Raw genomic sequence first — 15009 nt, 5'->3', positions numbered from 1 at the left:
TGATTATTATAATAATGACCGTTGTCAGTGGAACTTAAAAAAGCTGACTCCTGTTCAATACAGAAATCAGCTCTTAGCTTCCTAACTCTCTTTTTTAAAATGTCCTTGACATAGGGACCAGTTTATTGTATAGTTTATCTCTTTTTTTAAAAATTTTTTATAAAAAAAATATTTTACATATATTCAATTATGAATAATGAGGGAACTTTAAACATATTATGTTCTATAGCAACTATGGAGGAGGAATAATATGAATTTCATAGAAAAGTTGAATTCAAACTTTAGAGAAAATAAAATATTTTATTTACTTGTACTAACTTTTTTCTTTGTAGGTATATTACTAGGTTCATATACCATAAAATATATGGATGGAGTAGATGCAAAGGATTTAGCTGATTACTTTACAGCATTCATTAAAAGTATAAATGTTGAAGAGGTAAAAACAAATGAATTGCTTATAAGCATAATAAAAAATAATATAATAATCATTTTACTTATAATAGCACTAGGATTTACTGTCTTTGGAGCTCCTATAATTTTAATAATTGATCTAATAAAGGGCTTTACGTTGGGTTATACCTTTAGTTTTTTATTAACTACTTTTGAAGGGAAAGGTATTTGGATTGCTCTAACATCGACAGTTCCACAAAACATATTTTATATACCTTTTTTCATAGGTATAAGTATTATTTCTTTAGAGTTATCTTCAGTGAAGTTAAAAGAAAAGTTTTTTAATGGAATTGGAAGTAGTAAGTTGATGTTAAATGGACTAGTAATGAAATTAAGTTTCTTTATTATCCTATTTGCCATAGGGGTTATTATTGAGTGCTATATGAGCCCGGGGTTAATAAGAATGGTAGTAACGAAAGTTTATAAATTAACCTAATCCAATGAGAATAAAGAAGGAATAAGAAGTTTTTTGTCGAATTAATAATGTATTAGGATAGGGGAGAATTATGAAAGAAATTGTGAATAATTATAAGGAAGCTTTATTAAAAAGTCATAAAAGTGAAAATACTGTTTATGCCTATGTAACTGACGTAAACTTATATGTTAAGTACTTAAAGAGTAAAAATATGAGTATTGATGAAACGGATAATGTATCAGTACTTGGTTATATACAACACTTGCTTAGTCAAGGTAAGTCTGAAAGATCAATAAACAGAATTGTTATAAGTCTTAGAAGTTTTTATAATTATCTAAAAGATCAAAAAGTTGTAAGTGAAATACCTAAGATATACTATAAGAACACTACTACAACTAAAAAGTTACCTGAGATATTAACTATAGATGAGGTAGACAGAATAATTAAAATAGTAGATAAGGACTGCAATAAGGGAGTAAGGGATAATGCTTTATTAGAGCTTATGTATGCCACTGGAATGAAGGTTTCAGAGATAATTGGATTAAATGTTTATGATGTTAACTTAGAGTTAAACTTTGTAAAATGTCATGATAATAAAAATTATGAGAGACTCATTCCAATTGGAAGAAGTGCAACAGAGGCATTGAAGGAGTATTTAAAAATAAGAGATCAAGTTGCATCTGCAGGAGTTGATACACTATTTGTTAATTTAAATGGAAATCATCTAACAAGACAAGGTGTATGGAGAATAGTAAAAGAATATTCTCATAAAGCAGGAATTAAAAAAGAAGTTAATTTAAATACTTTTAGACACTCTTTTGCGGTGCATTTATTACAAAATGGAGCTAATGTAAGAGCTGTACAAAAGCTTTTAGGAAATCAAGTGCTCACTTATATGGACACATATTATGAAATAATTAATAATGATAAAATAAATATTGTATATAAAAACTCTCATCCTAGAGCATAATAATAGGGAATCTTTTAATTTTAGTAGTAAGATAAATTAAGATATCAAATTAAAATAAGGAATATACAACTGCTATTAGAAAGATAATAGAGGTAAACTGATTATTGCAATATAACAAATGAAATAGATAAAGATTTAAAAATAATATACTAAAGTAGGAGGTCATGTTCTTATGAGAATGTATGACATTATATTAAAAAAAAGAAAAGGTCTAGAATTATCTAAAGAAGAAATTGAGTTTTTTGTAAATGGATTCACAAAGGGAGAAGTTCCAGATTATCAAGCATCAGCATTACTTATGGCTATATTCTTTAACAAGATGAATAAAAGAGAAACTGCAGATTTGACTATGGCAATGGTTGATTCAGGTGATAAGATTGATTTATCATCAATAAATGGAGTAAAGGTAGATAAACATTCAACTGGTGGAGTTGGAGATAAGACTAGTATTTGTTTAACACCATTAGTTGCATCTCTTGGAGTTCCAGTTGCTAAAATGTCTGGTAGAGGATTAGGTCACACTGGTGGAACTATTGATAAATTAGAAGCATTTAATGGATTTTCAGTAGAACTTTCTGAAGAAACATTTATAAATAACTCTAATACAATAGGAATAGCATTAACAGGTCAAACAGGTAATATTGCCCCAGCTGATAAAAAGATATATGCCCTTAGAGATGTTACAGCAACAGTAGATAATATGTCATTAATAGCATCAAGTATAATGAGTAAAAAAATTGCTTCAGGAGCAGATGCTATAGTATTAGATGTAAAAGTTGGAGACGGAGCATTTATGAAGACACCTGAAGATGCTAAGGCTCTAGCAAGAGAAATGGTTGATATAGGAAGTTCAGTAGGAAGAAAAACTATAGGTGTAATTTCAGATATGGATCAACCTTTAGGATATGCAATAGGTAACTCCCTTGAAGTTAAAGAAGCAATAGAATTATTAAAAGGAAATGGACCTAAAGATTTATTAGAATTAACATTAACTTTAGGTAGCTATATGCTTGTTTGTGGAAATACAGCAAGTAACTTCGAAGAAGGTAAGGCATTATTATTAGAAAATATTAATAACGGTAAGGGATTAGAAAAGCTTAAGGAATTTGTTAAGGCTCAAGGTGGAGATGCAAGTTTTGTAGATGATACTGATAAACTTCCTAAAGCCAAATATATAGTTGAAGTAAAAGCTACTAAAAGCGGTGTGATTTCAAAAATAAATGCAGAAGCCTTTGGGTTAATTGCAATGGAACTTGGAGCGGGAAGAGAAACAAAGGAAAGTATAATAGATCTATCTGTAGGTATAGTTTTAAATAAAAAAAGAGGGGAAATAGTAAAAGAGGGCGATATACTAGCTTATATTCATAGTAATGATGAAAGTAATATAGAAAAAGCTAAGAATGATATAATTAAGAATATGATTATATCTAGCTCTCTAGATAATGAGATCCCTTTAATATACGATATTGTAGAATAAATTTTAAAAAATATGGTAAGAAGAATTTAGTTCTTTTTATCATATTTTTATTTTTATTGGTAATAATAAGCTTTGAAGGGAGGCAATATGATGAAGAAAAAATTTATGAATAAAGTTGTCGCAATTGTTTTAAGCTTATTATCTATATCTATAGTTCCAGTAAAAGCAGATATAGAACCATATGATATTTCAATAGAAACTTATGAAGAATGGACTGAAGAGGTTTTTAGTGATGAAGGACTTGATGTAGATGCAAGATCAGCATTATTAATAGAGCCAATAAGCGGTAAAATTCTTTATGAGAAAAACATTGATGAAAAATTCGCTCCAGCATCTGTAACTAAAATAATGACTATGCTTCTAACTATGGAAGCTATAGATAGCGGAAAAATAACATTACAAGATAAGGTAACATGTAGTGAAAATGCTAAAAAGATGGGCGGAAGCACAATGCTCCTAGATACAGGAGAAATAAGAACTGTAGAAGAATTATTGAAGGGTGTTGCCATTGCATCTGGTAATGATGCTGCTGTAGCATTAGCTGAATATTTAGGTGGAACAGAAGAAGCTTTTGTAGAAATGATGAATAAAAGAGCACAAGAATTAGGTATGACTAATACAACCTTTAAAAATTGTAATGGCTTACCTACAGAAGGTCATTTATCTACTGCAAGAGATATATCAATTATGTCCATGGAACTTTTAAAGCATCCAACAATATTGAAATATTCAGGAATTTATATGGAAACAATATCTGAAGGAAGAAAATCACCAATAGAGTTAGTTAATCATAATAAGCTTGTAAGATTTTTTGAGGGTTGTGATGGATTAAAAACAGGATATACTGAAGAAGCAAAATATTGTATTTCTGCAACAGCAACTAGAAATGGTGTTAGAATGCTCTCTGTTATTATGGGAGCACCAACATATAAAGTAAGAAACAGAGATGCAGGAATGCTTTTAAATTATGGATTCTCTAAATTTGAAGGTAAAAAACTTTTATCAAAGGATGAAGATGTAGAAAATATCTATTTAAGCAAACAAACTGATAAATTTTTAGTTGCTAGAGCAAAGGATGATTTAGTAGCAATAGTACCAAAGGGAACAAATACAGAATTAGAGAAGAGAATAGTTATAGACGAAGTTAAAAAGGAATATAAACAAGGTGATATTGTAGGTAAATGTGAAGTTTATTTAGGGGAAGAAAAGATTGGAGAAGTAGAATTATATTCTGATAGAGATATAAAACTTGGTGGAATATTTGAAAACTTCAAGTTCAATATGAAAAACATGTTTAAAAAAGGAATATAGTAAAATTATATCTTCCAAATACATAGAGTGAATATCGGATATAAGTAGAGATACTTGTATCCGATATTTTTTATTTTATTATTTCAAGGTATAATCAGAGGCGATTTATAAGTGAAAAATTAAGAGTGAAAGAGTTAATGTTGTTTTGCTCAGCAAAACTAAAAATTAAGTGTAAAGCATAATTTTTAAAAAGTCATGCAATGATTTTTTCCTTAAACTTTCCATCTCCACTATTTCACTTTTAACTATTTTGTATAGCAAAATAAAACAAAGGTTGTTCTTTACTATTAAAATTGATATTATATATTTGAAGGAATATAGTGTTATCAAAGGCGGATGATATTTATGGAAATGCCAAAAGTAAAGGTAGCAAATTTTGAAGGTCCATTTGACTTGCTGCTGCATTTAATTAAAAAAAATGAAATGGATATTTATAATGTAGAAATATATAAAATTACTAGTCAATATTTAAAATATTTAGATGATATGAAAATTATGGATTTAGAGATTACATCTGAATTTATAGTAGTTGCAGCTACTCTTATAGAAATAAAGTCTAAAAAGTTATTACCTAACATTAAGGTTTCAGAAGAAAATGAAGAGGATATAGAAAAAAATCTTATGGAAAAGCTTATTGAATATAAGAAAATTAAAGGTGCTGCATTATTCTTTAAAGAAAAATACATAAATTCTGGAGACATATATACAAAAAAACCAGAAATAATTGAAGAAATTAAAAGTGATAAGAAAGAAGAGGACATATTTAAGAATATTACGTTACTTGATCTTTATAATATTTATAATAAATTAATAGAAAACTTCCTTATGAAGCAAAATAAGGAAAATATAATTCAAAGAAAGATTTATATAGATAAATATAAGATTGAAGATAAAATGGACGAGTTATTACGTAATATTGAAGATGAAAGAATAGTTAAATTTAGAGATATAATAAGAGAAAGCGAGTGTAAGCTAGAAGCAGTAGTAACATTTTTAGCTCTTCTTGAGCTTATAAAACTTAGGATGATTAAAGTCTATCAAGATGACAACTTTGATGACATATTAATTGAAAGGAGAAAAATAGGTGAGTAAAACTGAAATTAAGCAATATGAATTTGAAGAAATTTCATCAAAACCTAAAATAAAATCTGCAATAGAAGCATTATTATTTGTAAGCGGAGAACCTTTAACTATTAAGGATTTAAGTAATTCTATAGAAGTTTCACCTAAAACAATATCAAATATTTTAAATGAAATGATTTTAGATTATGAAGAAGAAAAAAGAGGAATTAAGCTAATATCAATAAATGGAGAATATCAATTAGTTACAAAGGCTGAAAATAGCGATTATATACAAAAATTATTAAAGAAGAATAAGAGACAATCTTTATCACAAGCTTCCTTAGAAAGTTTAGCTATAATTGCCTATAAGCAACCTATAACTAGAATTGATATAGATGAAATAAGAGGAGTAAAATCAGAAAGTGCTATCCATAAATTATTAGAAAAAGATTTAATAAAAGAAGTTGGTAGGTTGGAAGTTCCAGGACGACCTATTTTATTTGGAACAACTGAAGAGTTCTTAAGACAATTTGGATTAAAGGAATTAAATGAATTGCCATCTTTAGATTTGTATTCAGAAAAAGATGAAGAAACAATAGAAGCTATGAGTGAAATAATTAAGGAAATATAGTAGTAGCCTCGAAAAAGACGTATTAAAAATATTAACTGGGTTTATAATAAATTATAAGATTTAATTAAAAGTATAACACCAAATAAGAATTTCTTATTTGGTGTTATTTGTTTAAAAATAACTGGTGAGTTCTTGTATTGAAATATCTACTAAAAAAATTCTAGAATAGGTTATTAGATGATGAGTCACTATCATCACATGGGTTAGAATCACATATGTTATTTTCAACATTAGGATTTGGATCTTTTGGCTTCTTCTTGTCATGATTAAAGCATCCTTTAATCATATCAATAATTTGAGGGACAGAATCTACAATTCTATCATATGTATTATTTTGATCAACAGGAAGAAGCCTTACAGCATCATCTCTAAGAACTAAAAATGCAACAGGTTTAACTGTAACACCAGCTCCAGAACCGCCACCAAAAGGATGTTTAGCATCTTTATCAGGTGCTGGCTTGCATTGATTTCCGAATTCACTTCCACCAGATGCAAAACCAAATGTTACTTTTGATATTGGTATAATGTAGCTACCATCACGTGTTTCTACAGCTTCACCTATAACTGTATTTACATCTATCATATCTTTTAGATTTTCCATAGTACTTTTCATTAAATTTTCAACAGGATGTTCGTTTGACATAATATATCTCCCTATTCGGGAGTCACCTCCTCAATTTCAAAAGATTTATACAATAAAAATAATATATATATAATATTAGCAAGATTAAAGTAAAATATACTAGTTATACCAAAATATATAGTATTAGTATTGAATTTAGGAATAATGTTAAGCTTTATACCTTTAACTTTAAAAGCTTTTTCTAATATTAACCTAAGTAAAGTTGGAGTATTACATAACAAGCCATAAAGAATTGCACAATATGCAGCATCATCAATACCAAAAGTTAAGTGACCATCTATTTTTATAAGAGGTTTAAATTTATTACAAGAAATATTAGAATATAACTTTTGTATAGATATTTTCTTTATAATTTTTTTTCGCTTAAGGGGTGAGGATTTAATGGCTTTTTTATCTTTATACTCTATTGTGGTTTCTTTTTTAAAATCTATATTAGTTTTATTAATAAGTTTTTTTAACAATTTATTTTCAATACCATTATTTGATGAAAAAATATTTAAGTTAAATATTTTTAATTTAAATAAACCTTCGTTAAAACTAATTTCAATTTTCATTGGTATAGGAAAAATAAGTAGTAATATAATAATTAAAAGTGACAATATTAAAGCCATTTTCACACTCCTTTCTAAACCATTCTAATAATTACCATAAGTGAAAATGAAAAAAAGTAATAAAAAAATGTTTAAAAAATAACTTTTAGAACAAACTACTCATAGATGGTTAATGTAGAGGGTGATTTTATGAAAGTTTTAAAAAAAGTTATTTTTACTATTTTATTAGTATTATTGACATTACAATGGAATATTTATTCAGTAAAAGCATTTATTGACGATGATGTAGATATGGATGACGAAACAGTAGAAATGCTTGAGGAAGATTATATTGATATTGACGGAAATAAAGTTGATAGCAAACTTCCATTAAAGGTATCTGCTAGAAATGCCATAGCTATAGATGCAGAAAGTAGAGAAGTACTATGGAATCAAAAAGGATATGAAATTGTTCCGATGGCCAGTACTACAAAAATCTTGACATCCCTTATAGCAATAAATTATGGAGATTTAGATAGAATAGTAACCATCAGTAAGAATGCTTCATCTATTAGGGGTTCAACTGTAGGATATAAAGCTGGTGAAAAAGTGACAATGAGAGAATTATTATTTGGATTAATGTTTAGATCTGGTAATGATGCTGCTATTGCTATAGCAGAAGATATAGGCGGATCAGTAGAAAATTTCTCTAATATAATGAATGATTTTGCAAGAAGTTTAGGGATTATAGATTCACATTTTGAATCACCGCATGGGCTTGATAGTGCAAAACATTATTCTTCAGCATATGATTTAGCGATTTTAACAGCTAAAGGAATGGAATATGATTTCTTTAGAGAAATTGTAGGAGAAAAAGTTATATATAAAGATAAATATAATTTCACAAGAGATTATCAAAATATAAATAAAATATTATATAGAATACCGGGTGCAAACGGGGTAAAGACAGGATATACTGGAGGAGCTGGAAAATGCTTAGTTTCATCAGTTAATCACAATGGTAGAAATATTATTATTGTTGTTTTAAATTGTGTAGATAGATGGAATGTAACAGAAAAAATATTTAATTACGTCATAAGCACAAATACTTTTGCGGAAATATCTAATAAAGAGATATTACAAAGAGAAAATCTTGCAGGATTAGGTAATATAATACAAGAAGAAGATATAACTTATGGATATAAGGAAAAAGATATAGTTGAAGTAGAGGTATTTAATAGAAGTTCTGATGTAGAAACTGGAGATATACTAGGAAAAATTTCAATTAAAGATGAAAAACAAGAAAAAAGTAAATTTCCATTAATAAGTAATATAAATATGAGTAAAGAAGAATTTGAAAATATAATCTTTAAAAAGTAGGGGAGTTATCTTCTACTTTTTTTGTTATATAAAAATATAGTGTAACAAAATGAAAAATAGAAAATAATCTATTATTATGTAAGAAATCTAGTGGGGAGATTCAAAAAATGAAAGAAGCTGTTGATTGTATAGATGCTGGAACAGAGTTTTGTCCTTGTCATCTGGCAGAATCAAATGAATGTATATTGTGCTCTCAATTACAAGGAAGCTGCTTTTGTGATTGCTTAAATTGGAATGGGGTATGTATATATCATGAATTTATAAATAATGGATCTAAGTCAAAAGAGGGGAGAAAAACATATAATTGTTTAGTTGAAAAAAAGGTTCTTTATCAAAATGATGTTCTTTTAATTAAATTTAGAGCTCCACATAAATTGGCTATAGATCTAGTAAGGCCTGGAAGCTTTATATTTATAAGAACTAATGAAAATGTTTATTTTGATGTTCCTATTTCTATTTTGGAATCAAATATTGAAACAAATGTAATAACCATAATGATAGAAATAAGAGGAATTAAAACAAAGAAATTATTAGATATAAAAGAAGGTGGAGAAATAACTATTAGAGGACCATACTGGAATGGAGTTTTCGGTCTTAAAAATTTAGATAAGCAAGTTAATAATAATGTATTAGTAATAGCTAGAGGTATAGGAATGGCTCCTATGATGCCAGTAATAAGAAAGTTGTCTCTAAATAATAATAATATAAATTTAATTTTAGATAAGGCACCTTATAGAGATAGTTATGTTAAAGAATTTTTGTCCGAATATGATGTGAATGTAATTGAAGAATCAGTATTAGATAAAGGTCAGCTAACTGATGAAGTAAAAGTTCTTATAAAATCTTATATAAAAGATAAAAATGTAAATTATATTCATATTGCTGGGGCTGATATATTAACTGTAAAAATAATTGATTATTTAGATAATATACAAGGTGAAGATATAAAGTTATCTTGTTGTAATAATATAAAAATGTGCTGTGGAGAAGGGGTATGCGGAAGTTGTACCGCTAGATTTTCTGGCCATAGAGTAAAGCGTTTTTGTAAAGTTCAAGCTGATCCAAGAAATGTATTTGAAGGGAGAAGATTTATATGATAAAGACTATTATCGTTGGGGGCGGTTGGTCTGGATGCGCCGCAGCAATAACAGCGAAGAAAGCAGGAGCAGAAGTTCATTTATATGAAAAGACAGATTTATTATTAGGACTTGGAAATGTTGGAGGAATAATGAGAAATAATGGAAGATGGACTGCTTCCGAGGAATTAATAGAGCTTGGAGCTGGAGATCTAATTGATATTGTAGATGATACTGCAAGGCATAAAGATATAGAATTTCCAGGTCATAAGCATGCAACTTTATATGATGTGAATTTAATTGAAGGTAAAATAAGTGAATATTTAGAGAAAATGGGGATAAATATTCATATAGAAAGTAGAGTTACCGATGTTAATCTAGAAGGTAGTAAGATTAAAGGAATTTATCTTAGTGATGGTACTTATGAAGCGGGAGATGTATTTATTGAAACTACTGGAACAACAGGACCGATGGGAAACTGTTTAAGATATGGAAATGGATGTTCTATGTGCGTTTTAAGATGTCCAGCCTTTGGGCCAAGAATAAGTATAAGTGAAAGATGCGGAGTAGCAGATATACAAGGAGAAAGAGATGAAGATACGCTAGGAGCATTTTCAGGTTCTTGTAAGTTAGCTAAAGAAAGTTTATCAAAAGAAATAGTTAAGCAATTAGATGAAACAGGCTGTGTTATATTAGAAGTTCCAAAGGAAGATATAAATTATGATAAACTTAATGCAAAGGTTTGCCAGCAATATGCTTTAAAAGAATTTGCAGAAAATATAATACTTCTAGATACTGGACATGCTATGAGAACAGAAATGCAACATTAGTTGTTGCATTTCTTTAATTGTAAAATTAATCTCTTTTTGATTATCATCAGTGCCAACAAACTTAATTTTTATTTTTCCTTTACCTGGTCCATCACTATACCAATAAATAGTGTCAATTAAATTATCTATAATTAATTTTTGTTCAGATCTATCAAGCTTATCTATAATAGAACATTTATTTAATAAAGATTCTATAAGATCTAAATTCAGTAGGTTATTCTTTAAAGTTAAAGTTTTATTGTCCAATTCTGTAAGAGTTTTTTCTATGTTATTACATTCATCTTTTAAAGTTTTGATTTTACTAAGTAAGATATCTTCAATGTCATTGCATAGTGATAGTTTTGTAACTAGATTATCTATTTGTAATTTCTTTTCTTTAAGTGACTTATTTAAAGATAGTTTTTCTAAGTCTATATTTTTATAACTTTCATCAGTTTTATATTTCTCTCTTATTTTTGATAAGAAATCTTTTTTATTTAAACTAAGTTGCTTTAAAGAAAATAAAACTAACTTTTCTAAATCAGCAGCTTTTGCATTGCCATTATCACATAACTTTTTACGAGATTTTTTCTTTAAGGAGCAGGTATAGTAAAATAACTTTTCTCCTGTAGTTTTGGATATTCTACCATGAGTAATTAACATATACTCTTTACATTTACCACAGCGTATTTTACCTACTAATAAAGCATTATGAGTTTTACCTAACCTTGGGAAGGTATCTTTATTTTTATCAAATTGTTTTTGAACAGATAACCAGAGTTCTGGCTCAATGTATCCTTTAATAGAACTTACTGCAGCTAAACGTTCAGATTCATCTTTTTTTACTTTAACATATTTGCCATCTTTTTTTGTTTGTTCTGTCTTATTATAAGTCAATAAGGAGTGAATATTATCAGGCTCACCATATACGGTCCAATTTGAATTATTAAGATATTCGACAACATCATTATTAGCTTTAACATAGATTGGATTTTGTAGTATTGTCTTTAAAGATGATTTTTCATATAAAACATCATTTTTAGATCTAATATTATTTTCATGAATATAAACTTCTAATTTATGAAGACTACCTAACTCTAAATATTTATTATATAAGAATTTTACGAACTCCATTTCTTTTTCATTTATAATTAATTGGGGAGAATTACGGGTAAATCCTTTTTCATCTATATATTCAATTTTTTCTGAAGTAAATCCTAAAGGGATTTTTCCACCTGTCCATTTACCATTCTTAGCAATTTCAAGCATATTATCCTTAACTCTTTCAGCTATAGTTTCTCTTTCAAGTTGAGCAAAAACACTAGCAATATAAATCATAGCTCTACCCATTGGACTAGATGTATCGAATTGTTCTTTAATACTTACAAAGGAACAATTATTAGATTGTAGTATTTCTAGAGTTCCAGAGAAGTCAGCAACATTTCTACTGATTCTATCAAGCCTATAGCATACTAAAATATTGAATTTTTTATTTTTAATAGCATTCATTAACTTTTTAAAATTAGGTCTATCAAGATTACCACCGGAGAATCCTTCATCTTCATAAATTGTAAAATCTACATCTTTACCAATAGTATTAGTTATGTAGTCTTTACACATTTCAATTTGATTTTCTATAGAATCACCTTTACCAGTAAATTTTGATTTTCTTGAATAAATAGCTACCTTTAGCAAATAATCACCTCCGTTAATAATTTATAACATTTAATGGCTCAAATGTTAGTAAGTGCGTTTTACCAACATAATAAATACCATATTTATTTTTATAATGCTCGATAGATTGAGTTAGGAAATCTACTGTAATATTTAGATAATCAGCTAAATCATATATATTATCTATCCCAAATAGAATTGCAGCAATTATATCATCTGGAGATACTAGCTTTTCATAACTCCATCTACGAGCTATAGATTCTTGTTTCTTATTATTTAAAATACTTTGATTAGTTATGTCACCAATAGTAAGTTTAAAGTGCCCTAATTCTTCATATAAGACACAAAGCCTCTCACATTCATTAACCCTATTATTTATAATAATTAAATTACCTATGCATTTTCCAAATGGTTTATCTATACCCAAGTCTTCTTCTATAACCTTAATACCATGAGAATATGCAAAGGATATTAAATTCTCATAATTACTCATCTGTACTCCATATTAAATTTTATATATTAATATTTATCAATATTTTTTAAAATCTCATTTATTCTTTCATCAACTATAACTTTTTCTTCATCAGTAAGATTATCATCATGACAAGCTATAGGCATTAAATGATCTTTACCCGGTTCTTCCCATATTTGTTTTTCTTTCTTAGGAAGATCAATAATTTTATTATTTTCTAAATACTTTGGAGTTTCAATTAAGTCATTACTATATTCAATCAGTTTTGACTTTCCATCTTTGTTAAGTATATTAAAATTTTTTAATAATAATATTTCATTTTCAGATAAAGATGTTTTTTCAATATTATATTGTTTTTCTTTAGGAACATCATAGCCCATTAACCAAGTTTCATTTATATTTAAGGCCATTCCTAACATTGAAAGTTTTTCTTGCCCTGGTTTTACTTTTCCAGATAAATATTGGCTTATATCAGATTTATTAATTTTAACATTATATTTTTCACAAAATGGTTTTACCATCTCTAATAAATCTACTTGCCTTAAATTTCTTTCTTTCATAATTTGTTTTAATCTAGTTGATGTATTTTCATTATTCATAACAACATTCCTTTCAATGATATTATATAGTATTTTGAATTGAAGTTCAACATCTTAAACATAAAAGTTAAAAATTTTGAACAAAAATTGTTGACAGACAAAATATGACATGATATTATTAGGTTGTTCAATAAATTGAACTAAATGACAGGAGGTGACAATATGGCTTTTAACTATAATAGATTAAGAGGAAGAATAATTGAAAAATATGGAACTCAAGGGCGTTTTGCTAAGGCCATGGGAGTTTCTGAAAGAACTTTGTCATTAAAATTAAATAATAAAATATTCTTCTCTCAAGATGAAATAACTAAGATTTCAGAATTGCTAAATATAGTATCAAATGAAATTCAAGTATATTTTTTTGAAAAAGAAGTTCAATAAATTGAACTTGATAAAATAATGAACATAAATAAATATTCAGCATAAGATATTATAGAAAATTTTAAGGGGGATTTGTATGTATGAAGTAACTTTGATATTACCAGAAGATACAAAAGAATTAGAAAATAAATTTGCTGAAGTAACGGCGGATATAGTTTCTAATAAATTAACTCATGAAGAGTTAGGTGTATTTATAGATAAGCTAGAAAACTTAGATAAAGTTCAATTATAACATATGAGAATAGGCTTAATCGCCTTTTAGTACAAGCTATATAACATAATAAAAGTTAAGGAGGATAAGAAATGAATAATATAACTATTAAACAAATTAACATTGGAGGACAAGCAGTTCCTGTTGTAGATAGCAGAGAAGTTGCTATTATGGTTGATAAAAGACATTCAGATTTATTAGAGAGTATTAAAGGATATATAGGACATTTAGAAAACGGAAATTTCCGTTCTCAAGATTTCTTTATAAAAGATACTTATAAAGTTGAAGGAAATAATAAAACATACGATTGTTTCTTATTAACTAGAAAAGGTTGTGATATGGTAGCAAACAAAATGACAGGAGAAAAAGGGGTTTTATTTACAGCTGAATATGTGACTAAGTTTGAAGAAATGGAAAAGTCATTAAAGGGACAACCATTGAAATTGACTACAGAACAAATATTAGAGCTTCAATTCAGATATGCAAAGGAAGTAAAAGAAGAAGTTGCAGAACTTAAGGAAGATTTCAATGATTTTAAAGGTAATAGTCCACTATTTAATATTGAGTGTAAAGAGCTTCAAGCATTGGTAAGAAAAGTAGGAATAATACACCTAGGTGGATATAAGAGTGCTGCTTATAAAGATAATTCTTTAAGAGGAAGAGTGTATGCAGATATTCAGCATCAACTTAAAAGAGAGTTTGGAGTTACTAGGTATGAAGCTATAAAGAGAAGTCAATTAAGTAAAGCTAGAGAGTTAGTTAAAAGTTATATATTACCTACAGTATTAAGGGATGAAATTATACAAGTAAATAACCAAGTAGATTTTGAGGAGGTAATTTAATATGGAAAGATTTTTAGAAGTTCATGGAACAATAATTAATAAAAAAGATATAAGAAGGGTTGAGTTTATATCAGAT

At 27.6% G+C, this 15009-nt stretch carries 16 protein-coding genes and 2 pseudogenes; 13 read left to right on the top strand and 5 right to left on the bottom strand.

The window, feature by feature from the left end; translation table 11 throughout:
* From J7M87_RS09860 to scpB, 7 genes are all read left to right on the top strand, one after another.
* A partial coding sequence (locus J7M87_RS09860) for an IS3 family transposase (protein WP_291648866.1) occupies positions 1–85 on the top strand: 85 nt, incomplete at its 5' end.
* Positions 86–250: 165 nt separating this feature from the next.
* Positions 251–886: a stage II sporulation protein M gene (gene spoIIM / locus J7M87_RS09855; protein WP_291650889.1), complete on the top strand. Its 636-nt coding sequence runs from the start codon at positions 251–253 to the stop codon at positions 884–886.
* Positions 887–956: 70 nt separating this feature from the next.
* Complete coding sequence (locus J7M87_RS09850; protein ID WP_291650888.1) at positions 957–1835, top strand: tyrosine-type recombinase/integrase; 879 nt, start codon at positions 957–959, stop codon at positions 1833–1835.
* Between the two features lie 172 nt (positions 1836–2007).
* Positions 2008–3312 carry a pyrimidine-nucleoside phosphorylase gene (locus J7M87_RS09845; RefSeq protein ID WP_291650887.1) on the top strand — a complete coding sequence of 435 codons (1305 nt, stop codon included), beginning with the start codon at positions 2008–2010 and terminating at the stop codon, positions 3310–3312.
* A 90-nt stretch (positions 3313–3402) separates the two neighbouring features.
* Positions 3403–4623 carry a D-alanyl-D-alanine carboxypeptidase family protein gene (locus J7M87_RS09840; protein ID WP_291650886.1) on the top strand — a complete coding sequence of 407 codons (1221 nt, stop codon included), beginning with the start codon at positions 3403–3405 and terminating at the stop codon, positions 4621–4623.
* A gap of 345 nt (positions 4624–4968) precedes the next feature.
* On the top strand, positions 4969–5715 hold the full coding sequence (locus J7M87_RS09835; protein WP_291650885.1) for a segregation/condensation protein A: 747 nt from the start codon (positions 4969–4971) through the stop codon (positions 5713–5715).
* Positions 5708–6316, top strand: a complete 609-nt coding sequence (scpB, locus tag J7M87_RS09830; protein ID WP_291650884.1) for an SMC-Scp complex subunit ScpB — start codon at positions 5708–5710, stop codon at positions 6314–6316. The genes J7M87_RS09835 and scpB overlap by 8 nt, the downstream gene beginning before the upstream one ends.
* Before the next feature lie 160 nt (positions 6317–6476).
* Here the strand turns inward: scpB and ytfJ are convergent, their stop codons facing one another.
* Together ytfJ and J7M87_RS09820 are read right to left on the bottom strand one after the other, a co-directional pair.
* The gene (ytfJ, locus tag J7M87_RS09825) at positions 6477–6959 is read right to left on the bottom strand and encodes a GerW family sporulation protein (protein ID WP_291650883.1); all 483 of its coding nucleotides are present in this window, start codon (positions 6957–6959) and stop codon (positions 6477–6479) included.
* 11 nt (positions 6960–6970) lie between these two features.
* Complete coding sequence (locus tag J7M87_RS09820; protein ID WP_291650882.1) at positions 6971–7570, bottom strand: DUF2953 domain-containing protein; 600 nt, start codon at positions 7568–7570, stop codon at positions 6971–6973.
* Between the two features lie 309 nt (positions 7571–7879).
* On the opposite strand from J7M87_RS09820, the pseudogene J7M87_RS09815 reads away from it, so the two are divergent.
* The 3 genes and pseudogenes from J7M87_RS09815 to J7M87_RS09805 form a co-directional block, all read left to right on the top strand.
* A pseudogene (locus tag J7M87_RS09815) lies at positions 7880–8869 on the top strand (D-alanyl-D-alanine carboxypeptidase family protein); the annotation flags it as partial.
* A gap of 107 nt (positions 8870–8976) precedes the next feature.
* On the top strand, positions 8977–9966 hold the full coding sequence (locus J7M87_RS09810) for a sulfide/dihydroorotate dehydrogenase-like FAD/NAD-binding protein (RefSeq protein WP_291650880.1): 990 nt from the start codon (positions 8977–8979) through the stop codon (positions 9964–9966).
* A pseudogene (locus tag J7M87_RS09805) lies at positions 9966–10751 on the top strand (FAD-dependent oxidoreductase); the annotation flags it as partial. The gene J7M87_RS09810 and the pseudogene J7M87_RS09805, both read left to right, overlap by 1 nt.
* On the opposite strand, the gene J7M87_RS09800 reads toward J7M87_RS09805, so the two are convergent.
* From J7M87_RS09800 to J7M87_RS09790, 3 genes are read right to left on the bottom strand one after another with little or no spacing between them, the layout of a single operon-like run.
* Positions 10734–12449 carry a recombinase family protein gene (locus J7M87_RS09800; RefSeq protein WP_291650879.1) on the bottom strand — a complete coding sequence of 572 codons (1716 nt, stop codon included), beginning with the start codon at positions 12447–12449 and terminating at the stop codon, positions 10734–10736. The pseudogene J7M87_RS09805 and the gene J7M87_RS09800 sit on opposite strands and share 18 nt — an antisense overlap.
* Positions 12450–12462: 13 nt before the next feature.
* Positions 12463–12921 (bottom strand): ImmA/IrrE family metallo-endopeptidase, encoded by a 459-nt coding sequence (locus J7M87_RS09795; RefSeq protein ID WP_291650878.1) that lies wholly within the window; start codon positions 12919–12921, stop codon positions 12463–12465.
* Positions 12922–12947: 26 nt separating this feature from the next.
* Positions 12948–13499: a transcriptional regulator gene (locus J7M87_RS09790; RefSeq protein ID WP_291650877.1), complete on the bottom strand. Its 552-nt coding sequence runs from the start codon at positions 13497–13499 to the stop codon at positions 12948–12950.
* Between the two features lie 162 nt (positions 13500–13661).
* Here J7M87_RS09790 and J7M87_RS09785 point away from each other — a divergent pair, with 162 nt between their 5' ends.
* The 3 genes from J7M87_RS09785 (at position 13662) to J7M87_RS09775 (ending at position 14933) form a co-directional block, all read left to right on the top strand.
* On the top strand, positions 13662–13880 hold the full coding sequence (locus tag J7M87_RS09785) for a DUF739 family protein (RefSeq protein WP_291650876.1): 219 nt from the start codon (positions 13662–13664) through the stop codon (positions 13878–13880).
* A 76-nt stretch (positions 13881–13956) separates the two neighbouring features.
* Complete coding sequence (locus J7M87_RS09780) at positions 13957–14112, top strand: hypothetical protein (RefSeq protein ID WP_291650875.1); 156 nt, start codon at positions 13957–13959, stop codon at positions 14110–14112.
* A 71-nt stretch (positions 14113–14183) separates the two neighbouring features.
* Positions 14184–14933, top strand: coding sequence for an ORF6C domain-containing protein (locus J7M87_RS09775; protein WP_291650874.1), 750 nt, complete (start codon positions 14184–14186; stop codon positions 14931–14933).
* Positions 14934–15009 lie beyond the last annotated feature (76 nt).

The organism is Clostridium sp., from assembly GCF_017888565.1.
In the GTDB taxonomy this organism is placed as follows: domain Bacteria; phylum Bacillota; class Clostridia; order Clostridiales; family Clostridiaceae; genus Clostridium.
Note: the sequence above shows the minus strand (reverse complement) of the source record. Positions and strands in the feature narration are given on the sequence as shown.